The sequence below is a fragment of the Campylobacter lari genome (assembly GCF_900638335.1).
Taxonomy (GTDB): Bacteria; Campylobacterota; Campylobacteria; order Campylobacterales; family Campylobacteraceae; genus Campylobacter_D; species Campylobacter_D lari_E.
Genome location: NZ_LR134508.1, coordinates 74,297 through 94,126 on the forward strand (window position 1 = coordinate 74,297; position 19,830 = coordinate 94,126).

The 19,830-nt window shown below is 31.7% G+C and carries 27 protein-coding genes and 1 pseudogene; 25 read left to right on the forward strand and 3 right to left on the reverse strand.

Going from position 1 to position 19,830, the window contains the following annotated elements; translation table 11 throughout:
* The first annotated feature begins 9 nt into the window (after positions 1–9).
* The 20 genes from rpsQ to map all read left to right on the forward strand — a co-directional run bounded on the left by rpsQ (position 10) and on the right by map (position 13,697).
* Positions 10–261: a 30S ribosomal protein S17 gene (rpsQ, locus tag EL235_RS00420; RefSeq protein WP_039617148.1), complete on the forward strand. Its 252-nt coding sequence runs from the start codon at positions 10–12 to the stop codon at positions 259–261.
* Entirely contained in the window at positions 261–629 is a 369-nt protein-coding gene (gene rplN, locus EL235_RS00425) for a 50S ribosomal protein L14 (protein WP_012660821.1), read from the forward strand. Before rpsQ ends, rplN begins: the two co-directional genes overlap by 1 nt.
* On the forward strand, positions 629–856 hold the full coding sequence (rplX, locus tag EL235_RS00430) for a 50S ribosomal protein L24 (protein ID WP_012660822.1): 228 nt from the start codon (positions 629–631) through the stop codon (positions 854–856). The genes rplN and rplX overlap by 1 nt, the downstream gene beginning before the upstream one ends.
* A gap of 1 nt (position 857) precedes the next feature.
* On the forward strand, positions 858–1,403 hold the full coding sequence (rplE, locus tag EL235_RS00435) for a 50S ribosomal protein L5 (RefSeq protein ID WP_126340585.1): 546 nt from the start codon (positions 858–860) through the stop codon (positions 1,401–1,403).
* 1 nt (position 1,404) lies between these two features.
* Positions 1,405–1,590 (forward strand): type Z 30S ribosomal protein S14, encoded by a 186-nt coding sequence (locus EL235_RS00440; protein WP_012660824.1) that lies wholly within the window; start codon positions 1,405–1,407, stop codon positions 1,588–1,590.
* A 12-nt stretch (positions 1,591–1,602) separates the two neighbouring features.
* Positions 1,603–1,998: a 30S ribosomal protein S8 gene (gene rpsH, locus EL235_RS00445; protein ID WP_039617152.1), complete on the forward strand. Its 396-nt coding sequence runs from the start codon at positions 1,603–1,605 to the stop codon at positions 1,996–1,998.
* 78 nt (positions 1,999–2,076) lie between these two features.
* On the forward strand, positions 2,077–2,613 hold the full coding sequence (gene rplF / locus EL235_RS00450; protein ID WP_039617154.1) for a 50S ribosomal protein L6: 537 nt from the start codon (positions 2,077–2,079) through the stop codon (positions 2,611–2,613).
* 9 nt (positions 2,614–2,622) lie between these two features.
* Positions 2,623–2,979, forward strand: coding sequence for a 50S ribosomal protein L18 (gene rplR, locus EL235_RS00455; protein WP_039617157.1), 357 nt, complete (start codon positions 2,623–2,625; stop codon positions 2,977–2,979).
* Between the two features lie 16 nt (positions 2,980–2,995).
* On the forward strand, positions 2,996–3,439 hold the full coding sequence (gene rpsE / locus EL235_RS00460) for a 30S ribosomal protein S5 (protein ID WP_039617161.1): 444 nt from the start codon (positions 2,996–2,998) through the stop codon (positions 3,437–3,439).
* A gap of 3 nt (positions 3,440–3,442) precedes the next feature.
* Entirely contained in the window at positions 3,443–3,835 is a 393-nt protein-coding gene (gene rplO, locus EL235_RS00465) for a 50S ribosomal protein L15 (RefSeq protein WP_039617163.1), read from the forward strand.
* Positions 3,835–5,097, forward strand: a complete 1,263-nt coding sequence (secY, locus tag EL235_RS00470; RefSeq protein WP_126340586.1) for a preprotein translocase subunit SecY — start codon at positions 3,835–3,837, stop codon at positions 5,095–5,097. Before rplO ends, secY begins: the two co-directional genes overlap by 1 nt.
* A gap of 41 nt (positions 5,098–5,138) precedes the next feature.
* Complete coding sequence (gene murI, locus EL235_RS00475; RefSeq protein ID WP_039625090.1) at positions 5,139–5,879, forward strand: glutamate racemase; 741 nt, start codon at positions 5,139–5,141, stop codon at positions 5,877–5,879.
* 115 nt (positions 5,880–5,994) lie between these two features.
* Positions 5,995–7,026, forward strand: coding sequence for a type II asparaginase (locus EL235_RS00480; RefSeq protein ID WP_257943363.1), 1,032 nt, complete (start codon positions 5,995–5,997; stop codon positions 7,024–7,026).
* Between the two features lie 83 nt (positions 7,027–7,109).
* Complete coding sequence (locus EL235_RS00485) at positions 7,110–7,757, forward strand: ferritin family protein (RefSeq protein ID WP_012660833.1); 648 nt, start codon at positions 7,110–7,112, stop codon at positions 7,755–7,757.
* Positions 7,758–7,811: 54 nt separating this feature from the next.
* Positions 7,812–8,306 carry a DNA-deoxyinosine glycosylase gene (locus tag EL235_RS00490; RefSeq protein ID WP_126340587.1) on the forward strand — a complete coding sequence of 165 codons (495 nt, stop codon included), beginning with the start codon at positions 7,812–7,814 and terminating at the stop codon, positions 8,304–8,306.
* The gene (rnhB, locus tag EL235_RS00495) at positions 8,284–8,835 is read left to right on the forward strand and encodes a ribonuclease HII (RefSeq protein WP_039625092.1); all 552 of its coding nucleotides are present in this window, start codon (positions 8,284–8,286) and stop codon (positions 8,833–8,835) included. Before EL235_RS00490 ends, rnhB begins: the two co-directional genes overlap by 23 nt.
* 225 nt (positions 8,836–9,060) lie before the next feature.
* Positions 9,061–10,089, forward strand: coding sequence for an oxidoreductase (locus EL235_RS00500; protein WP_114639917.1), 1,029 nt, complete (start codon positions 9,061–9,063; stop codon positions 10,087–10,089).
* 100 nt (positions 10,090–10,189) lie between these two features.
* Complete coding sequence (locus EL235_RS00505) at positions 10,190–11,473, forward strand: L-serine transporter (protein WP_052243319.1); 1,284 nt, start codon at positions 10,190–10,192, stop codon at positions 11,471–11,473.
* An 11-nt stretch (positions 11,474–11,484) separates the two neighbouring features.
* Positions 11,485–12,852: an L-serine ammonia-lyase gene (locus tag EL235_RS00510; protein ID WP_114639918.1), complete on the forward strand. Its 1,368-nt coding sequence runs from the start codon at positions 11,485–11,487 to the stop codon at positions 12,850–12,852.
* Positions 12,853–12,941: 89 nt separating this feature from the next.
* Positions 12,942–13,697 carry a type I methionyl aminopeptidase gene (gene map / locus EL235_RS00515; RefSeq protein WP_114639919.1) on the forward strand — a complete coding sequence of 252 codons (756 nt, stop codon included), beginning with the start codon at positions 12,942–12,944 and terminating at the stop codon, positions 13,695–13,697.
* A gap of 17 nt (positions 13,698–13,714) precedes the next feature.
* On the opposite strand, the gene EL235_RS00520 is transcribed toward map, so the two are convergent.
* The 3 genes and pseudogenes from EL235_RS00520 to EL235_RS00530 all read right to left on the reverse strand — a co-directional run bounded on the left by EL235_RS00520 (position 13,715) and on the right by EL235_RS00530 (position 17,770).
* Positions 13,715–15,517, reverse strand: coding sequence for an MCP-domain signal transduction protein (locus EL235_RS00520; protein ID WP_039625096.1), 1,803 nt, complete (start codon positions 15,515–15,517; stop codon positions 13,715–13,717).
* Complete coding sequence (locus EL235_RS00525; RefSeq protein ID WP_373274429.1) at positions 15,501–16,424, reverse strand: cytochrome-c peroxidase; 924 nt, start codon at positions 16,422–16,424, stop codon at positions 15,501–15,503. Before EL235_RS00525 ends, EL235_RS00520 begins: the two co-directional genes overlap by 17 nt.
* 56 nt (positions 16,425–16,480) lie before the next feature.
* A pseudogene (locus EL235_RS00530) lies at positions 16,481–17,770 on the reverse strand (MFS transporter).
* 114 nt (positions 17,771–17,884) lie between these two features.
* Here EL235_RS00530 and infA point away from each other — a divergent pair.
* The 5 genes from infA to rpsD all read left to right on the forward strand — a co-directional run bounded on the left by infA (position 17,885) and on the right by rpsD (position 19,818).
* A complete protein-coding gene (gene infA, locus EL235_RS00535) occupies positions 17,885–18,103 on the forward strand; it encodes a translation initiation factor IF-1 (RefSeq protein ID WP_039625099.1) in 219 nt (72 codons plus the stop codon).
* Between the two features lie 173 nt (positions 18,104–18,276).
* Positions 18,277–18,390 (forward strand): 50S ribosomal protein L36, encoded by a 114-nt coding sequence (rpmJ, locus tag EL235_RS00540; RefSeq protein WP_002781429.1) that lies wholly within the window; start codon positions 18,277–18,279, stop codon positions 18,388–18,390.
* 3 nt (positions 18,391–18,393) lie between these two features.
* Entirely contained in the window at positions 18,394–18,759 is a 366-nt protein-coding gene (gene rpsM / locus EL235_RS00545; RefSeq protein WP_012660843.1) for a 30S ribosomal protein S13, read from the forward strand.
* Positions 18,760–18,768: 9 nt separating this feature from the next.
* The gene (rpsK, locus tag EL235_RS00550; protein ID WP_012660844.1) at positions 18,769–19,161 is read left to right on the forward strand and encodes a 30S ribosomal protein S11; all 393 of its coding nucleotides are present in this window, start codon (positions 18,769–18,771) and stop codon (positions 19,159–19,161) included.
* Between the two features lie 30 nt (positions 19,162–19,191).
* Positions 19,192–19,818: a 30S ribosomal protein S4 gene (gene rpsD, locus EL235_RS00555; RefSeq protein WP_039617184.1), complete on the forward strand. Its 627-nt coding sequence runs from the start codon at positions 19,192–19,194 to the stop codon at positions 19,816–19,818.
* Positions 19,819–19,830: the final 12 nt, after the last annotated feature.

The window sequence follows — 19,830 nt, forward strand, 5'->3', positions numbered from 1 at the left end:
GGATAGAAAATGGCATTTAAAAGAGAAATTCAAGGCGTTGTTGTTCAAATTGCTGGAGATAAAACAGCAACAATTTTGGTTGAAAGAAAAGTGGTTCACCCAAAATACAGAAAAATCGTAAAACGCTTTAAAAAATATTTAATTCATGATGAAAGAAATGAACTTAAAGTGGGAAATACTGTAGTTGCTATTGAATGTAGACCACTTTCTAAGAGAAAATCATTTCGCTTAAAAACTATAGTATCAGCAGGAGTTGAGTAATGATTCAAAGTTTTACTAGGCTTGCAGTTGCTGATAATAGCGGTGCAAAAGAATTAATGTGTATTAAGGTTTTAGGTGGTAGTAAAAGAAGATACGCTACTGTTGGTGATGTAATCGTTGCATCTGTAAAAAAAGCTCTGCCAAATGGTAAAGTTAAAAAAGGTCAAGTAGTAAAAGCAGTTATCGTTAGAACTAAAAAAGAAATTCATAGAGACAATGGTTCTTTAATTCGTTTTGATGAAAATGCAGCAGTTATTCTTGATGCTAAAAGAGAGCCTATCGGAACGCGTATTTTTGGACCAGTAGGTCGTGAAGTAAGATATGGTGGCTTTATGAAAATTGTTTCACTAGCACCGGAGGTGTTGTAATGAAATTAAAAATTAAAAAGAATGATATGGTAAAGGTTATCGCAGGCGATGACAAAGGCAAAACAGGTAAAGTTTTAGCAGTATTTCCTAAAACAAATAAAGTAATTGTTGAGGGTTGTAAAATCGCTAAAAAAGCTGTTAAGCCAAGTGATAAAAATCCAAACGGCGGTTTTATCAACAAAGAAATGCCAATGGATATTTCAAATGTAGCAAAGGCAGGAGAATAAGATGATGAGATTGAAAGAAAAATATGATCAAAGCATCAAATCTGCTTTAGTTAAAGAATTTGATATCAAAAATCCTATGCTTATTCCTTTTATTGAAAAAGTTGTAATTAGCGTAGGTGCTGGGGAATTAGCAAAAGATCAAAAAGTATTACAAAATGTTGCAGATACTATTTCATTGATCGCTGGACAAAAAGCAGTTATCACAAAAGCTAAAAAATCAGTTGCTGGTTTTAAAGTAAGAGAAGGCTTCCCAGTAGGTGTAATGGTAACATTAAGAAAAGACAATATGTATGCTTTCTTAGATAAGCTTATTACTATAGCTCTTCCTCGCGTTAAAGACTTTAGAGGTCTTCCAAGAGATGGTTTTGATGGAAGAGGAAATTATAATTTTGGTTTAGATGAGCAGTTAATGTTCCCAGAAGTTGAATATGATAAAATCTTAAGAACTCATGGTATGAACATTTCTATCGTTACAACAGCAAAATCAGATAAAGAGGCACAAAAATTATTAGAATTATTTGGCGTGCCATTTGCAAAAGGAAAGTAATATGGCTAAAAAATCAATGATTGCAAAAGCTGCCCGCAAACCTAAATTTAGCGTTAGAGGGTATACTAGATGCCAAATTTGTGGAAGACCACATTCAGTTTATAGAGATTTTGGAATTTGCAGAGTTTGCTTAAGAAAAATGGCAAATGAAGGTTTAATTCCTGGTCTTAAAAAAGCAAGTTGGTAAGAGGAAAGAACCATGATAAATGATTTAATTTCAGATTCACTAACAAGAATTAGAAATGCAGGGATGAGAAGATTAGAAACTACTCAACTTTTGCATTCTAAAGTTATCGAAGCTTTACTTGGAATTTTCCAAGCTAAAGGCTATATTGAAAGCTTTAATGTTATTGAAGAGGATAAAAAGAAATTCATCAATGTAGTTTTAAAATACGATGAAAAAGGCAAAAGCGTAATTAATGAAGTTAAGCGTATTTCTAAGCCTGGTCGTCGTGTTTATAAAGGCAAAGATGAGATTAAAAGATTTAAAAACGGTTATGGTACTATCGTAGTAAGCACTTCAAAAGGTGTTTTAGCTAACGACGAAGCTTACAAAGCAGGTGTTGGCGGCGAAGTTTTATGTACTATTTGGTAAGAGTTTCTACTTTTTATGGTATTCGGTATCCATTCTTATAAAGTAGTCATATCGTAGACAAGTAAAAAGGAAAAATGAATGTCTCGTATAGGTAAACAACCAGTTGCTATTCCAAGTGGAGTAGAAGTAAAATTAGAAGGTAACTTGCTAAAATTCAAAAAAGGAAATTTAGCAAAAGAGCTTGATACAAAAGCAAATGTTAATGTTGAGATTAAAGAAGGGCAAATTCTTTTCTCTCCTAAAGGTGAAGATAGACAAAGTAGAGCTTATTGGGGAACTTATAGAGCTTTAGCTCAAAACATCATCATCGGTTTAACTGATGGTTTTAGTAAAACTTTAGAAATTAACGGTGTTGGTTATAAAGCTGCGCTAAAAGGCAAAGTTCTTGAACTTGCTTTAGGTTTTTCTCATCCTATCAACTATGCTATTCCAGAAGGCATAGAAATTACTGTTGATAAAAACAATGTTATTATCAAAGGTAGTGATAAACAAGTGGTAGGTCAAGTTGCTGCTCAAATTCGTGAATTTAGACCACCTGAGCCTTACAAAGGAAAAGGTGTTAAATATTCAGATGAGCGTATTATCCGCAAAGCTGGTAAGACATCTAAGAAGTAAGGATAGAATATGAGAGCAAACGTATTAAAAAGAAAAATATCTTTAAGAATTAAAAGAAAAAAAAGAATTAGAGCAAAAATTTCAGGAACACAAGCTCTTCCAAGAGTTTCTGTTTTCAAATCAAACAGAACTTTATATATCCAAGCTATCGATGATGTTAAAGCAGTAACTTTAGCAGCAGTAGATGGAAGAAAAATTGGTGTTAAAGCAAATAAAGAAGGTGCTAAAAAAATAGCAGCTGAATTTGCAAAAGTTTTAAAAGCTAAAAACATAGAAGAAGCAGTGTTTGATAGAAATGGTTATTTATACCATGGTGTGATTGCAGCTTTAGCTGAAGCACTAAGAGAAAACGGAATCAAACTATAACCCAAAAGGAAGATCGATGGAAAAATATAATAGAGAAGAATTTGAAGAAGTAATCGTCGATATCGGCAGGGTTACTAAGGTTGTTAAAGGTGGTAGAAGATTTAGATTTACTGCTTTAGTTATCGTTGGAAATAGAAAAGGTTTAGTTGGTGTGGGCTATGGAAAAGCTAAAGAAGTTCCAGATGCTATAAGAAAAGCAGTTGATGATGCTTTTAAAAACATTGTTGAAGTTAAAACAAAAGGTTCAACTATCCCTCATGATGTAGAAGTAAAATACAACGCAAGTAGAATTTTACTTAAACCAGCAAGCGAAGGTACAGGGGTTATTGCAGGTGGTTCAACACGTCCTATCGTGGAACTTGCAGGTATTAAAGACATTTTAACTAAGTCTTTAGGTTCAAATAATTCAGCAAATGTTGTGCGTGCTACTATCAAAGCACTTACAATGCTTAAAGGATAATCAATGAATTTAACAAAAGCACCAGGTTCAACACATAAAACCAAAAGAATAGGCCGTGGTCAAGGTAGTGGTATGGGTAAAACTTCTACTAAAGGTGGAAAAGGCCAAACTGCTAGAAAAGGTTACAATGAAAAAAGAGGTTTTGAAGGAGGTCAACAACCACTTCAAAGACGCTTACCAAAAGTAGGCTTTACTTCTAAATTTGAAAAACCTTATGTGATTAATGTTGAAAAAATCACAGCAATTAAAGAGCTTAGCGAAATTACATTTGAAACAATCAATAGTATTCATAAGCTTTCAAAAAATGTAAATAAAGTTAAGCTTATTGGGGCAAGCGCTAAAGATCTTGCAAGTAAAATTAAAGATGAGAAGATTACTTTTAGCGGACAAAAATAATGAATAAAACATTGACAAATAAAATTCTCATAACATTAGCTTTTTTATTTGCTTATAGAATATTAGCTTATGTTCCAGTTCCGGGGGTTAATGTCAGTGTTATCAAGGAATTTTTTGATTCTAATGCATCTAATGCATTAGGCTTGTTTAATATGTTTAGTGGGGGTGCTGCTGAAAGACTTAGCATCATCTCTCTAGGCATTATGCCTTATATTACTGCTTCTATTATTATGGAGCTTTTAGCGGCAACTTTTCCTAACATAGGAAAAATGAAAAAAGAACGCGATGGTATGCAAAAATATATGCAAATTATCCGTTATGCTACTATAGCTATCACTTTGATACAAAGTATAGGCGTTTCTATAGGATTACAAAGTCTTCATGGAAAAGCAGGTCAGTCAGCTATTATGATTGATATGAATACTTTTATCGCACTTTCTGCGATTTCTATGCTCGCAGGCACCATGCTTTTAATGTGGATAGGTGAGCAAATCACTCAACGTGGTATAGGAAATGGTATTTCTTTAATCATCTTTGGTGGTATTGTTTCTACAATTCCAGGTGCAATTAGCGGAACAGTAAATTTGGTAAATACAGGCGAGATGAATTTCTTGACTATCATTGCCATTTTAGTTGTAATTTTACTTACTATTTGGGCTATTATAGTAGTAGAGCTTGGAGAAAGAAGAATTCCTATTTCTTACTCAAGAAAAGTAATCATGCAAAATCAAAACAAACGCATTATGAATTACATACCTATTAAGATTAACTTAAGCGGTGTTATTCCTCCTATTTTTGCAAGTGCGATTTTGATGTTTCCAAGTACTATTTTGCAAACAAGTACAAATGAATATGTGTTAAAAATTTATGACTTTTTAAATCCAAACGGATTTTTCTTTCATTTTTTAACATTCTTGCTTGTTATTTTCTTTGCGTATTTTTATGCATCAATTGTATTTAATGCTAAAGATATATCTGAAAATCTTAAAAGACAAGGTGGTTTTATACCAGGTATTAGACCAGGTGAAGGAACTGCAAATTATCTTAATGAAGTAGCGTCAAGACTTACTTTATCAGGTTCTATTTATTTAGGACTTGTAGCTACATTACCATGGCTTATTGTGAAGTTGTTTGGTGTGCCTTTTTATTTTGGTGGAACTTCTGTTTTGATTGTAGTTCAAGTAGCGCTTGATACAATGAGAAAAATCGAAGCTCAAATTTATATGAATAAATATCAAACTTTAAGTGCAGTAGGCTTATAAGAAAGTAGATTTTCTACTTTCTTCCTTTTTAAAGGATTTTGATGAGACTAGGCGTTTTTGATAGCGGTGTAGGTGGGCTTAGTGTTTTAAAATCTTTACTTCAAGCAAAACTTTTTAAAGAATATATTTACTATGGGGATACTGCAAGAGTGCCTTATGGAGTTAAAGATAAAGAAACCATTATTAAATTTTCTTTAGAAGCTTTAGAATTTTTCAAAGAAAAAAAAGTCGATATGCTTATTATTGCGTGTAATACAGTTAGCGCACATGCTTTAGAAATTCTAAAAGCAAATGCGCCATTTCCAGTTCTTGGAGTGATAGAAGCAGGAGTTTTAGCGGTTAAAAATTCCTTAGAAGATAAAAACTCTAATATATTAGTCATTGCAACTCAAGCTACTGTGGATTCTCATGCTTATAAAGAAGCTTTAATTAAAGAAGGTTTTCTAAAAGTAGAAGAAAAAGCAACAGGTCTTTTTGTGCCTATGGTTGAAGAAGGAATTTTTAAAGGAGAGTTTTTAGAGGCCGCTTTTAGGTATTATTTTAATAAACTTAAATTTCATCCCAATGCCCTAATCTTAGCATGCACTCATTTTCCCTTAATCGCTCATTCTTTAGCAGAGTATTTTGGTAAAAATACAAGACTCATTCATTCGGGTGAGGCTATAGCTTTGCAATTACAGCAAGAATTTAATTTAATACCAATCCAAAAAGAAATTAGTATTGAATTTTATGCTTCAAGTGATGTAGAAAAATTGAAAAAAATTGCAAAATTATGGCTTTAAATTAACATTTATTTACTAAAGTTATTTATATATTAATAATTTATTTTTATTTAAACATAGTTGCATTATAATCTTTATCATTTCTGATAAAAGGACTAACATGAAAAAAATGTTAATGTGTGCAGCCATGGCACTAAGTTTAGGAGCAGGAATTTTGGAAGCAAAACCAAAAGTTGCGATTTTAGCTACAGGTGGAACTATCGCTGGTTCTATTGATAGTTCAGTAGCTACTACAGGTTATACGGCAGGAGTTTTGGGGGTCGATACTTTAATTAAAGCAGTGCCTCAAATTCAAGATTTAGCGGTAATTAGCGGAGATCAAATTGCTAATATTGATAGTAAAGATATGACAAATGAAATTTGGCTAAAGCTTGCTAAAGAAGTTAATAGGCTTTTAAGATCTGATGTAGATGGAGTTGTTATTACTCATGGTACTGATACTATGGAAGAAACTGCATATTTCCTAAATTTAACTGTAAAAAGCGACAAACCTGTTGTTTTGGTTGGTGCAATGCGTCCATCAACTGCAATTAGTGCAGATGGTCCTAAAAATCTTTATAACGCTGTAGCATTAGCAGCAAATCCACAAGCAAAAAATAAAGGCGTAATGGTAGCTATGAATGATAGAATTCAAAGTGCTAGAGGTGTTATGAAAACTCATAGCTTAAATGTAAATGCATTTAGTTCACCGGATATGGGTGATATGGGTTATATAGTAGATGGAAAAGCATTTTTTTATAATACCAATACAAAATTACACACCAAAAAATCTCCATTTGATGTTAGCAAGCTAAAAGAATTACCAAAAGTAGATATTCTTTATAGTTATGCAAATGATGGTAGCGGTGTTGCAGCAAAAGCTTTGTTTGAAAATGGAACTAAAGGTATAGTTGTAGCTGGAACAGGTGCTGGTAGTATCCATGATTATCAAAAAGATGTGTTAAAAGAATTGCTTAAAAAAGGTCTTAATGTAGCGGTAAGCTCACGTGTAGTAGCTGGTAGAGTTGCAGTAAGTGATGCTGATGCAAAACTTGGTTTCATTGATACAGGTGATATGAGTCCTCAAAAAGCTAGAGTATTATTAATGCTTGCTCTAACTAAAACAAGTGATCCTAAGAAAATTCAAGAATATTTCTTAAAATACTAAAATCTTAAACACCCAAATGCTACAATAACATTTGGGTGGATTTTTCAATCAAAATCTTACCTAATTAATCACAAGGAAATTAAATGAAACAATATGAAAGTTATAAATGCCAAAAATGTGGCAACGAAGTAGAAGTGCAAAATGTAGGTGGTGGAAAGCTTAGCTGTTGTGGTCAAGAAATGGAGTGTATTACTAAAGATTTAACAGCTGTAAATTTAATGAAAGCTTTTGCGGGTGAGTCTATGGCAAGAAACAAATATGATTTATTTGCAGATATTGCCCAAGAAGAAGGTTGGCACGCTATTGCAAAACATTTTAGAGAAGCTGCAGAAAATGAAAAATGGCACGCAAGAGCTGAGTTTAAAGCTTATCATGAATTAGTAGATGGTAAAGCTTTAGAAGAGACTGCTAAAAATTTAATCTGCGCAGCAGAAGGTGAAAACTATGAGCATACTACTATGTATCCAAATTTTGCAAAAATCGCAGAAGATGAGGGTAAAAGAAATATAGCAAGATTATTTACAGCTATAGGCAAAGTAGAAATTGAGCATGAAAGAGAATATCTAGCGCTTAAAAAAATGCTTGAAGAAGAAGATTTCTTTAATTCAGAAGTAGAAGAATTATGGGTTTGTGAAGTTTGTGGGCACATACATCGTGGTAAAAAAGCACCAAACGCCTGTCCTTTATGTAAAGCCCCAAAAGAATACTTTAAACGTGAATTTTTAGGATAATTTTAAAAACCTTGATAAAAATGATAAAATATTTTATTTTTATCAAGGTCTAATATGCAAATTTTAACTCATCCTTTTGAACCTTTTTTTGATAAAAACTCAAAAGTTTTAATACTGGGTTCTTTTCCATCCATTAAATCAAGAGAAGAAAATTTTTATTATCAACATAGTAAAAATCGTTTTTGGCGTATTTTTGAAATATTATTTGAGTGTGAGTTAAAAACAGTGCAAGAGCAAAAAAAATTTCTGGAATCAAATCATATAGCACTTTGGGATGTTATAGCAAGTTGTAAGATAAAAAATTCAGATGATAAAACTATTTCTTATGTTAAAGCAAATGATATAAATATTATTTTAGATAAGGTAAATATAGAAAAAATTTGTGTATTAGGTAAAGTTGCAAGTAAATACTTTGCTAAATTTTATCCTGAGCAAAAATTTTTTGAACTTCCTTCAAGTTCTCCTGCTAATATGAATTATTCTTTAGAAAATTTAGTAGAAAAATATAGCATTATAAAGGAAAATAATGGCTTTAGTTGGAGTAGATGAGGCTGGACGCGGGGCTTTGGCTGGAGATATGCACATAGGAGCTTGCAAGCTTTTAAAAAATATTGATGGTTTGGCTGATTCTAAAAAATTAAGCGCAAAAAAAAGAGAAGAGTTATATGAGCAAATTCTTTATCATTCAAATTTTTTGATTCTTGCTTTTTCACCTTTACAAATTGATACTTTAGGGCTTAGTCAGTGTTTACAACTAGCTTTAAAAATCATTAAAAAACATTTTAATCAAGATGAGATTTTATATGACGGAAATTTAAATTATGGGGTTTTGGGTATTAAAACCATGATTAAAGCTGATATGAAGGTGCAAGAGGTTTCAGCAGCTAGTATTTTAGCCAAGGTAAGTCGTGATCAAAAAATGTATTATTTTTCTAAATTATATAATAATTATGACTTTGATAAACACAAAGGTTATGGCACAAAAGCTCATATAGAAAAGATTAAAGCATTTGGTTATTCGCCCTTGCACCGTAAAAGCTTTATGTTAAAGTGTTTTGAGAAAAATTTATTTGATTAAATTGTGTGCTTTTTACACTTTTTTATTTTGAATTTTACTTTCTTTAAAAATAATAGAATGTTTTAATATTTGAAATATTATTATTAAGATAAAAAAATATATTCAAAAAATATTTTTTTAATAAATATTTATTAAAAATAATAATATTAGTTAAAATTGCTATATGTTTTAAGAAAAATTAATTTTTTTCTATTATAGTAATATAAAAACATTTCAAGAGGTGTTATGTCTTTACTTTTAAGTGAGCTAAAGATTGGAAATTTTTATGTAAAAAATCGTATCGTAATGCCCCCTATGGATATGTATGAAACGCAAGTTTTAGATGGTAAGATTAATCAATTTCACCTGATACATTATGGAGCTAGAGCTTTGGGTGGTGTTGGACTTATCATAGTTCAAGCTTGTGCGATTAATGAAAATGCAAAAATTGCTGATAATGATATAGGTCTTTGGGGAGATTTTCAAATTCAAGGACACAAAGAGCTTGTCGAGCTTTGTCATCATTTTGGTGCTAAAATTGCCATTCAGTTAAATCATAGTGGCCGTAAAAACTCGTGTAAAGAAGCCATGATAAAAGCTCCAAGTAATATAGCTTTTAGTGAAAAATTTTCCAAACTTCATGTTTTAAGTAAAGATGAAATTTTACAAATAGAGCAAGAATTTATTCAAAGCGCCAAAAGAGCCAAAGAAGCAGGTTATGATGCAGTAGAGCTTCATAGTGCTCATGGGTATTTGCTTAGTTCGTTTTTATCGCCTTTGTCAAATCAAAGAGATGATGAATATGGTGGCAGTTTTGAAAATAGAACGCGTCTTTTGTGTGATATCATTAAGCGTATAAAAAAAGAAGTTGATATTGCTTTATTTGTAAGAATTTCTGCTACAGAATGGCAAGAAGGTGGTTGGAATCTAGAAGATAGTAAAAAACTTGCCTTGATTTTAGAAAAATTAGGGATTGATATGCTAGATGTTTCAGCAGGAGGAAATATCAATAAACCTTCTTTAATGCCAAATATAGCACCACTTTATCAAGCTCCTTATGCTAAAGCTTTAAAAGAAGTTGTTAAAATTCCCGTATCTTGTGTGGGGCTTATAAATAGTGCTAGCGAAGGAGAGGCTTTGCTTTTGGGCGGGGTGTGTGATTTGGTTTGTTATGGTAGAAAATTACTAAGAAATCCAAATTTTGCCAATGAAGCCGCAGTTGCTTTAAATGAAAGAGAAAAAATTATGCCAAATTACTCTAGAGCATATATGTAAAATAATACAAAAAGTTTTTTTAGGTAAAAGCTTTTTTTATTATTTTTTACAAGGAGAAAATGTGGATAATCTTAAGTGGAATTCTTTTGATACGCGTTGGATGCTTTCTCTTTTTGGGACTGCAGTTGGTGCGGGGATTTTATTTTTACCTATTAAGGCAGGTGTTGGCGGTTTTTGGCCAGTTGTTGTGATGGCTTTGATTATTTTTCCAATGGTGTATTTAAGCCATAGAGCCTTAAGTCGTTTTGTGTGTCAAGCAAATGGTAATGATAAAGACATTACTCATGCAGCTGAAGAGTATTTTGGTAGAAAAGTAAGTATTTTTATTTCTATCCTTTATTTCTTTGCAATTTTCCCAATTTGTTTAGCATATTGTGTGGGTATAACTAATACTTTTGAAAGTTTTATTTATAATCAATTCTTACCGCTTTTAGATTCAAATGGTTCTTTTGCAAGTGCAATTAGCGCTATGTATCAAACAAGTGTTAATGAGCAAGGAAAAACTGTAGCTAATTTGCTTCCTTTTTATAGAGCGGTTTTTGCTTTTGTTTTGGTAAGTATTTTTATGCTTATTATGCTTTTTAGTGAAGAATTAATCACTAAAGTATGTGAATGGCTTGTGTATCCTTTGTGTGCTATTTTATTTTTATTTTCTTTATATCTTATCCCACAATGGTCATTTGAAAGCTTTAGTGCTATTCCTGGAACAAAAGAATTTATCACTATAGTATGGCTAACTTTACCAGTTTTGGTGTTTTCGTTTAATCACTCACCAGCGATTTCTACTTTTTCTTTAAGTGTAAAAAGACAATATCCTGAAAATTCAGTACAAAAAGCAAATCAAGTGTTATTTAGAACCTCAGTAATGTTGCTTGTTTTTGTTATGTTTTTTGTGGTATCTTGTGTGCTTTCTTTAACTCCTGCAGAACTTGCTGAAGCTAGGGCACAAAATATACCTGTACTTTCTTATTTTGCCAATAAGCTTGATAATCCATTTATTTCTTATGGTGGTCCATTAATTGCATTTTTAGCAATTTCTAGTTCTTTCTTTGGGCATTATTTTGGTGCTAGAGAGGGTGCTTATGGTATAGTTAGAAAATGTTGCAAATTAGCAGGTAATGAAAACCCTGATTTGAAAAAAATCGCAGTTTACTCAACTTTAGTAATGTATATTATTATGTTAATCACTGCTTATGTAAATCCAAGTATTTTAGGCTTTATTGAAAGCTTAGGTGGTCCAATTATTGCTGCAATATTATTCTTAATGCCTATGATTGCAATTTATACTGTTTCTAAAATGAAAAAATTCCAAAACAAAGCTTTGGATGCTTTTGTATTTATCACAGGTGTTTTGACAATTATCACTGTAATTTATACCTTTTAAGGTGCTAGTGAATGAGTAGTAATTTAAGTATATTTAAAGTCGGTGTTGGTCCTTCTTCTTCTCATACCTTAGGACCAATGCTAGCAGGGAATATGTTTTGTGAAAAAATCAAAGATAAAATCACACAAATTGCAAAAATTCAGATCAGACTTTATGGCTCTTTATCACTTACTGGTAAAGGCCATTTAAGTGATAAGGCTATTATATGGGGTTTGAGTGGCTTAAGAGCAAAAGAACTCAATGCTGCTTTACAAGATCGTGTGTTTAATAAAATTTTACAAGATAAAATTTTGGTTTTAAATGCTCAAAAAGAATTAAATTTTGATTATGATAAGGATTTGATTTTTGAAAAAGACTTTTTGCCTTTGCATGAAAATGGATTAAAAGTAAGTGCTTATGATGAAAACGGAGAAATCATTGCTGAAGAAATTTATTATTCAGTGGGTGGTGGTTTTGTTATGAGTGAAGCTGAGCTTCAAAAACACAAAGATGGAGCTTGTGAGCAAAAACATACTAAATTAGAACTTGATATTAACAATGCAAGTGATGCTTTAAAAATTTGTGAAGAAAAATCATGGGATCTAGCAAAACTTTCTTATGAATATGAACTTCAATTTCATACCAAAGAAGAAATTAGAGCTTATTGTTTAGAAATTTGGGAAGTGATGCAAGAAGTTTATTATAATGGCATTCACCCAAGCTCAGATTTTCTTCCAGGAAATTTGCACTTAAAACGTCGTGCTAAAGGACTTAATGAACGTTTGGCCATGACAAGTGATCCTTTGGGGATTATTGATTTTATTTCTTTATATGCTATTGCTATTGCAGAAGAAAATGCAAGTGGAGCTAGAGTGGTAACTGCTCCAACTAATGGAGCATGTGCTGTTGTGCCTGCTGTAATGCTTTATCTTAAAAATCATACGATTGGCTTTAATGATGAAAAGGCTATTAATTTTTTACTTACCGCTATGTTGATAGGCTCTTTTTATAAGAAAAATGCAAGCATAAGTGGTGCTGAAGCTGGCTGTCAAGCTGAAATTGGTAGTGCGAGTTCTATGGCAGCAGGAGCCATGGCTACTGTGATGGGTTTTGATGCAAAGATAGCTTGTAATGCTGCTGAAATTGCAATGGAGCATCATTTGGGGCTAACTTGTGATCCAGTAAGTGGTTTAGTGCAAATTCCTTGTATAGAAAGAAATGCTTTTGGAGCGATCAAAGCTATTTCAGCTGCTAGAATGGCAATGAGTAGAAAATCTACTCCAAAAGTAAGTCTTGATGAGGTTATAAAAACCATGTATGAAACTGGTAAGGATATGAACTCAAAATACAAAGAAACTTCTTTAGGTGGCTTAGCTACTAATCTTACAAGTGTATGTTAAAACCTTAAGTTTTAAAACTTAAGGTTTTTCCTTAAAGCTTTTAAAAGCGCATAAATGCTAAATTTTTAAAAATTTTAAGGAAAATATAAATGATAGAAATCAAAAAACCAGCAGAGATAGAAAAACTACGCAAAGCAAATGAGCTTGTAGCTAGAACACTTGATTATCTAGAGGATATTATAGTCCCAGGTATGAGTTTAAAAGAAATTGATATTAAAGCAGAAGAATTTATACTTGATCATGGTGCCAAACCATCTTTTAAAGGCTTGTATGGTTTTCCAGGCAGTATTTGTATTTCACTTAACCAAGCTTGCATTCATGGTGTGGGTGATGAGCGTATTTTAAAAGAAGGTGATATTTTAGGGCTTGATGTGGGTACTTGCATAGATGGATATTATGGAGATGCAGCAAGGACTATACCTATAGGTAAAATTTCAGCTACTGATGAGGCGTTGATTGCTTGTGCTAAAGATGCTTTGTATTATGCTATAGATATTATTAAAGAAGGTATGCGCTTTAAAGAGCTTTCTTATGAACTTGGTGAATTTATTACCAAAAGAGGTTTTGTACCTTTGAAGGGTTATTGTGGACATGGTATAGGTAAAAAGCCACACGGTGAGCCCGAAATTCCAAATTATTTAGAACCAGGTGCTAGTGCAAAAAGTGGACCTAAAATCAAAAATGGCATGGTATTTTGCATAGAACCTATGGTATGTCAAAAAGATGGTACCCCGGTACATTTAAAAGGTAATTGGGAAGCAGGAAGTAAAGATGGTTTAAATGCAGCTCATTATGAGCACTGTGTTGCTATTATAAATGGTAAGGCAGATATTTTATCTAAGTAAGAAAGTTTAAATCTTTCTTACTCGAATGTTTTTAATTTTTCTGAAAGCTTAGAAGCATTTTCTAAAACATCTTGTGAAATTTGTGTCAAATCAAGAGAGTAATTTTTAACACAATTTGCAAGTTCGGTTACTTTTTCTATATTTTGTTCTAGTTCATTCATTTTAGCTTTTGATTCATCACTTTTTTCTTCCATGATCTTAGTAGAATGAATACTTGTTTTTAATTTTTCTATAGAAGTTCCAACTTCACCTTGTAAGATATTGGCTTTATTAGAAGTATCGTTCATGGATTGATGAATTCCATCCATCAAACTTTTATTATCATTGATTTGTTGCACTATAGTTCTCACAGTAGTTTCTATAGCAACCAAAGATTTTGTGGTTTTATCAGCTAGATTTCTTACTTCATCAGCAACTACTGCAAAACCTCTACCATGTTCACCTGCGCGTGCAGCTTCAATAGCAGCATTTAATGCTAGCAAGTTAGTTTGATCTGCTATATCTTTAATAGTAGTGGTAACTTCCACTATACTATCAGCACTTTGCACTAGTATATCCATAGCACTTAAAACACTTTGTTCTTTTTCGCCGCTTAATAATATAAGCTCTACTAATTCTTTTAATGTAGTTTCAACTTTTCCCATTACTTCTTGCATATCATACATATCTTTTATAGTGTTTTTTGCTAAGTTTTGAGTTAAGTCTATATGGCTTTCTAAAACAGAACTTATTTCATGTACATTAGAAATTTGTTCATGTTGTAAAAGTGAGCTTTGCTGTAAAACTTCAGCGTTTTGAGAAAGTTTTTGTGAGCTTTTGTGACTTGAACTCGCAGTCTGTATAGCTTCTAAAACAGAATTTTGCACTATTTGTATAAAAGAGTTTATATAGCCAGCGCTTGTAGCTAATTCACTTTTTTTATCAATATCTAATCTTGCACTTAAATTCGCATGCTCTCCAGCTAAATTTGCACTTAATTTTTCTAGCAAAGATATAGGTATAATTACTTTTTTTAATGTCAGCAATATAAAAAATACCAATACAGCTAAAATAAATAAGAAAATTCCTATAGCGGTGTAAAGATTATATTTGTTGTTAAGATTAATTTCTTGAGCAATTAAATTTTTATGAGCAATGATTTCTTTTTGTAGTTCTTGATCAAGAAAACTTTGGGAATTATCTTTTAAAATTTTAATTTGATTTAGTATCATTTTGCAATGTGTGCTAAAAAGTTCAAATAAATCTTGTGGTAGTTGTGAGCCTTTTGTGTTTAAATTTGCTACTAAATTTTGGAGACGATTTTGCGCTAAAGGTTCTAGTATGTCCATGGTTCCTATAATACTTAGTATATCTCCGACATATTCTATTTGTTTGGCTTCTTGGATATTAAGTGCTGTTTGGTTTGTTTGCTTAATGATTTCTTGTTGAATTTCATAAAGATAAAGCTTTGAATTTATAGCAATAGAATTAGCTGATTTAAAATGTTGCAATTGAGTGTTTTTTTTCTCAAAAATTGCTTCTATTTGTTTGGTGTCAATTTTATTAGCTTTTAAAATTACCAAAGTATTTTCAAATTCTTGCACTAAAGCAACGCTAGTATCATAATTTTGTAAGTTGAGTTTATTTTTAAAAACCTCATCTATTTTAGTATCTAGAATTTCTAATTTTTGAAATGAACCCATGATGAGTGAATTTCTTTTTGTAGTGTTGTAGGTATTAAAGATAAATAATGTTAGGGTTAAAAGTAATACCAAAACCACTACTGACAATGTAATAAACTGTTTTAAGAAAGAAAAATATTTTTTATTTGAGTGGGTCATGGTATTCTCCTGTTAAAGAATTTAAAAATGCAACTATATCATCAACTACATCTTGTTCTAGAAATTTACCAAGTTGATAATATGCCATAAATTGCACACAAGCATCAAGTGTCGGCATAGATCCATCGTGAAAATAAGGAGCTGTTTTAGCTATATTTCTAAGACTTGGCACTTTTACTACAAATTGATCATGGGGATCTTGAGTAATTTCATAGCGTCCTTTCCAATTTGTTCCATTATCGTAAGGTACAAATACTCCCATTTTTTGATACATGTTGCCACCAATGTTTTGTCCTTGGTGACACGCTATGCAACCATTAGATAAAAAAGCATCATATCCTCTTTTTGCTTGTTTGCTTATGGCATTTTTATCGCCTTTTAGAAAACGATCAAAAGGTGAATTTGGTGTAAGTAGTGTTTTTTGGAATTCAGCTAAAGCATCAGCTATATTATCAAAAGTAACTTCGCCATATAATTTTTTAAATTCTGTTTCGTAGACAGGGTTATTTTTTATTATTTCAACAGCCTCATCTCCATCCTTTAATCCCATCTCTTTAGGGTTAATTATAGGATGTTTAGCTTGTTCTTGCAAATCTTTTGCATTTCCTCTCCAAAATTGCGATAAATTAAAAATAGCATTAAAGGTTGTTGGTGTGTGAAATGGTTCATCTAATATTCCATCAACACCTGTGGAGAAAGTTTTATTATCGACTCCAAATTTTGTAATATCATGACATGTATTACAAGACACTTTCTTGTCTTTTGATAAGCTTGTGTCCATATATAGCATTTTACCTAGCTTAGCTTTTTCTCTATCATAAGGTATGCTGTCAGGAATTGGTGTAATCATTTCCAATGCTATTAACGAGCAAAAAGAATATATTAAAATGATAAAAAATCTCATAATTATTTCCTTTTTATATTTTGTAAATTTTTAATTAATAATTTTTCTCAATTATAACATTAAAATCTTAATTTCCTATAAGTAAATATAGCACTTAATGCTGTTATAAAGGATAAGATTAAAATATAAATAAAAATTCCATATGTAAAAGATTTTTCTGGATTTATAGCTAAAGAATGTAATACAAATACAAGTTGAGGTGTAAAACCACCTGCTATAGCATAGGCTATGTTATAAGAAAAAGAAATTCCGCTAAAGCGAATGTTTGGTTTAAAAATTTTGCACATAAAAATAGGCGCTAAAGCATTTATACCACCAAAAAAACAAGCAATAAAATAAAAATATATACTCAAATGTAAAATTTGTGCATAAAAAAAATAAAAATAGAAAAAGCAAGATATGCTAAATCCTATTGTAAAGATTAAACTTGTGATTAAAAAGCCAAATTTATCAACCCAAATCCCAACGAGCAATGTTCCACAAGATAAAATTACAATGGCAATCATCTGTATTAAAATAGCATCAGTTTTGTCAAGAACTAAAATTTCTGGTATAAAATTTGGCATAAGCAAAATAAGTATAATTACGCAGGCTGTAAGCATCCATGTTAAAAGCATGGAAACAGTGATATCTAAATAGATATTTTTTTCTTTAAAAAGTGTCTTTAATGGAAAATTTTCTAAATTATTTTCCTCGCGCATTTTTTGAAAAACAGGAGTTTCATCTAAAAATTTTCTAAGATATATAGAAATAAGACCAAACACTCCACCTATAGCAAATGGAATACGCCATGCATAATCATAAATTGATTCTTGATTAAAACAATGATTAATTACTAATGCGACAATACACCCTAAAAGAATTCCAAAAGCCATAGAAGCATTAATAGCACTGATATAAAAGCTATCCTTCCCATCAGGTGCGTGTTCTTTTACAAATACCCAAGCACCTGGCAACTCTCCGCCTATAGCAACGCCTTAGGCTATTCTAACAAGAAGCAAAAAAATAGGAGCAAAATATCCTATAGTTTCAAAAGTGGGCACAAAAGCTAAAGAAAAAGTTGGAAGAACCATGAGTAGTATGCTTAGCATAAACATTTTTTTACGACCTAATTTATCTCCAAAATGTGCCATAACTATACCGCCAAGTGGTCTAGCCAAATAACCTGCTGCAAAAGCTCCATAGGTGTTTAAAAGTTTCCAAAAATCGCTTAAATCACTTGGAAAAAAATTTCTTGAAATATAATTAGCAAAAAATACAAAAATCACAAAATCATAAAATTCTAAAGCCCCACCTAAAGAAGACAAGGAAAGTGTTTTGTAATCACTCTTTTTTAAGGTTTTTGACATATAAATACTTTCTTTTTTGTAGTAATTTTATAATTATAGTAAAAAATATTAAAAATTTAAAAAGAAAAATTTTGTTAAAATAATAGCTTTGTATTTTATAGAAAGGAGAAAGCATTGTCAAAAGATGATATTATCGAAATCGATGGTAATGTAATTGAAGCTTTACCTAACGCAACTTTTAAAGTTGAATTAGACAATAAGCATGTGATACTTTGTCATATCGCGGGTAAAATGCGTATGCATTATATTAGAATTATGCCTGGCGATAGAGTTAAAGTAGAGCTGACGCCTTATAGTCTTGATAAGGGTCGTATTACATTTAGATACAAATAAGTCTAAGTTGTTTAAAAGCAAAAGTAAAGTATAATTAGGACTTTTGCAGAAATTGCAATAAAACTGTATGAAGAAGTATTTTCAAAATCACCACTTATTTTGAAAATAGTTGGTTGCTCTAAAAACCTGGTGCAGTTGTAAAAAAGTGGAATTTACAATAACAGGAGTAAAGCATGAAAGTTAGACCATCTGTTAAAAAGATGTGTGACAAGTGCAAAGTAGTTCGTCGTAAAGGCGTAGTTCGCATTATTTGCGAAAATCCAAAACACAAACAAAGACAAGGATAATTTATGGCTCGTATCGCAGGTGTGGATTTACCAAAGAAAAAAAGAATTGAATATGGTTTGACTTATATTTATGGTATAGGTTTGCATACTTCAAGAAAAATCTTAGATAAAACAGGAATTTCTTACGATAAAAGAGTTCATGAGCTAAGTGAAGATGAAGCAGCAGCTATCCGTAAAGAAATTCAAGAAAACTACATGGTTGAGGGTGATCTTAGAAAACAAGTTGCTATGGATATCAAAGCATTGATGGATCTAGGAAGCTTTAGAGGCTTAAGACATAGAAAAGGCTTGCCAGTTCGTGGTCAAAAAACAAAAACAAATGCCAGAACTAGAAAAGGTAAGAGAAAAACCGTTGGTGCAAAATCATAAGGATAGAAAATGGCAAAAAGAAAAGTAGTTAAGAAAAAAGTAGTTAAAAAAAATATAGCTAAAGGTATAGTTTATATCAGTGCAACATTTAATAATACTATGGTTACTGTAACTGATGAAATGGGAAATGCTATTGCTTGGAGCAGTGCAGGTGGTTTAGGATTTAAAGGTTCTAAAAAATCAACTCCTTATGCGGCGCAACAAGCAGTAGAAGATGCTTTAAATAAAGCAAAAGAACATGGTATTAAAGAAGTAGGTATTAAAGTGCAAGGACCAGGAAGTGGTCGTGAGACAGCGGTTAAGAGTGTAGGTGCTATGGAAGGTATTAAAGTAACTTTCTTAAAAGATATTACCCCATTAGCTCATAATGGTTGTAGACCACCAAAACGTCGTCGTGTCTAAGAATAAGATATAAGATTTAGGAGAATTATAATGGCAAGATATAGAGGACCAGTAGAGAAATTAGAAAGACGACTTGGCGTAAGCTTGGCAATGAAAGGCGAAAGAAGATTAGCAGGTAAAAGTGCTTTAGATAAACGCCCTTACGCACCAGGTCAGCATGGACAAAGAAAAGCTAAAATTAGCGAATATGGACTCCAGTTAAGAGAAAAACAAAAAGCTAAATTTATGTATGGAGTTAGCGAAAAACAATTTAGAAGATTATTTAGTGAAGCTGCTAGAAAAGATGGCAATACCGGCGCACTTTTAATTCAGCTTTTAGAGCAAAGACTAGATAATGTTGTTTATAGAATGGGTTTTGCTACAACACGCCGTTTTGCTAGACAGCTCGTAACTCATGGACATATTTTAGTAAATGGCAAAAGAGTGGATATTCCTAGTTATAGAGTAGAAGCAGGTCAAAAAATTGAAGTGATTGAAAAAAGCAAAAACAATCCTCAAATTTCAAGAGCGATCGAACTTACTGCTCAAACTGGTATAGTTGCTTGGGTTGATGTAGAAAAAGATAAAAGATTTGGAATTTTTACAAGAAAACCTGAAAGAGAAGAAGTTATCATTCCAGTTGAGGAAAGATATATCGTTGAGTTGTACTCTAAATAATAAAGGTTTTTG

Excerpts from the sequence above, each read along its gene's own strand:
- rplF (WP_039617154.1), top strand. The coding sequence starts at position 2,077 with ATGTCTCGTATAGGTAAACAACCAGTTGCTATTCCAAGTGGAGTAGAA.
- rpsM (WP_012660843.1), top strand. The coding sequence starts at position 18,394 with ATGGCTCGTATCGCAGGTGTGGATTTACCAAAGAAAAAAAGAATTGAA.
- EL235_RS00520 (WP_039625096.1), bottom strand. The coding sequence starts at position 15,517 with ATGACCCACTCAAATAAAAAATATTTTTCTTTCTTAAAACAGTTTATT.
- rplO (WP_039617163.1), top strand. The coding sequence starts at position 3,443 with ATGAATTTAACAAAAGCACCAGGTTCAACACATAAAACCAAAAGAATA.
- EL235_RS00490 (WP_126340587.1), top strand. The coding sequence starts at position 7,812 with ATGCAAATTTTAACTCATCCTTTTGAACCTTTTTTTGATAAAAACTCA.
- rplE (WP_126340585.1), top strand. The coding sequence starts at position 858 with ATGATGAGATTGAAAGAAAAATATGATCAAAGCATCAAATCTGCTTTA.
- rpmJ (WP_002781429.1), top strand. The coding sequence starts at position 18,277 with ATGAAAGTTAGACCATCTGTTAAAAAGATGTGTGACAAGTGCAAAGTA.
- map (WP_114639919.1), top strand. The coding sequence starts at position 12,942 with ATGATAGAAATCAAAAAACCAGCAGAGATAGAAAAACTACGCAAAGCA.
- murI (WP_039625090.1), top strand. The coding sequence starts at position 5,139 with ATGAGACTAGGCGTTTTTGATAGCGGTGTAGGTGGGCTTAGTGTTTTA.
- rplX (WP_012660822.1), top strand. The coding sequence starts at position 629 with ATGAAATTAAAAATTAAAAAGAATGATATGGTAAAGGTTATCGCAGGC.
- rpsQ (WP_039617148.1), top strand. The coding sequence starts at position 10 with ATGGCATTTAAAAGAGAAATTCAAGGCGTTGTTGTTCAAATTGCTGGA.
- rpsE (WP_039617161.1), top strand. The coding sequence starts at position 2,996 with ATGGAAAAATATAATAGAGAAGAATTTGAAGAAGTAATCGTCGATATC.
- rpsK (WP_012660844.1), top strand. The coding sequence starts at position 18,769 with ATGGCAAAAAGAAAAGTAGTTAAGAAAAAAGTAGTTAAAAAAAATATA.
- EL235_RS00500 (WP_114639917.1), top strand. The coding sequence starts at position 9,061 with ATGTCTTTACTTTTAAGTGAGCTAAAGATTGGAAATTTTTATGTAAAA.
- EL235_RS00480 (WP_257943363.1), top strand. The coding sequence starts at position 5,995 with ATGTGTGCAGCCATGGCACTAAGTTTAGGAGCAGGAATTTTGGAAGCA.
- rplR (WP_039617157.1), top strand. The coding sequence starts at position 2,623 with ATGAGAGCAAACGTATTAAAAAGAAAAATATCTTTAAGAATTAAAAGA.
- secY (WP_126340586.1), top strand. The coding sequence starts at position 3,835 with ATGAATAAAACATTGACAAATAAAATTCTCATAACATTAGCTTTTTTA.
- rpsD (WP_039617184.1), top strand. The coding sequence starts at position 19,192 with ATGGCAAGATATAGAGGACCAGTAGAGAAATTAGAAAGACGACTTGGC.
- rpsH (WP_039617152.1), top strand. The coding sequence starts at position 1,603 with ATGATAAATGATTTAATTTCAGATTCACTAACAAGAATTAGAAATGCA.
- EL235_RS00485 (WP_012660833.1), top strand. The coding sequence starts at position 7,110 with ATGAAACAATATGAAAGTTATAAATGCCAAAAATGTGGCAACGAAGTA.
- EL235_RS00505 (WP_052243319.1), top strand. The coding sequence starts at position 10,190 with ATGCTTTCTCTTTTTGGGACTGCAGTTGGTGCGGGGATTTTATTTTTA.
- EL235_RS00440 (WP_012660824.1), top strand. The coding sequence starts at position 1,405 with ATGGCTAAAAAATCAATGATTGCAAAAGCTGCCCGCAAACCTAAATTT.
- EL235_RS00510 (WP_114639918.1), top strand. The coding sequence starts at position 11,485 with ATGAGTAGTAATTTAAGTATATTTAAAGTCGGTGTTGGTCCTTCTTCT.
- rnhB (WP_039625092.1), top strand. The coding sequence starts at position 8,284 with ATGGCTTTAGTTGGAGTAGATGAGGCTGGACGCGGGGCTTTGGCTGGA.
- rplN (WP_012660821.1), top strand. The coding sequence starts at position 261 with ATGATTCAAAGTTTTACTAGGCTTGCAGTTGCTGATAATAGCGGTGCA.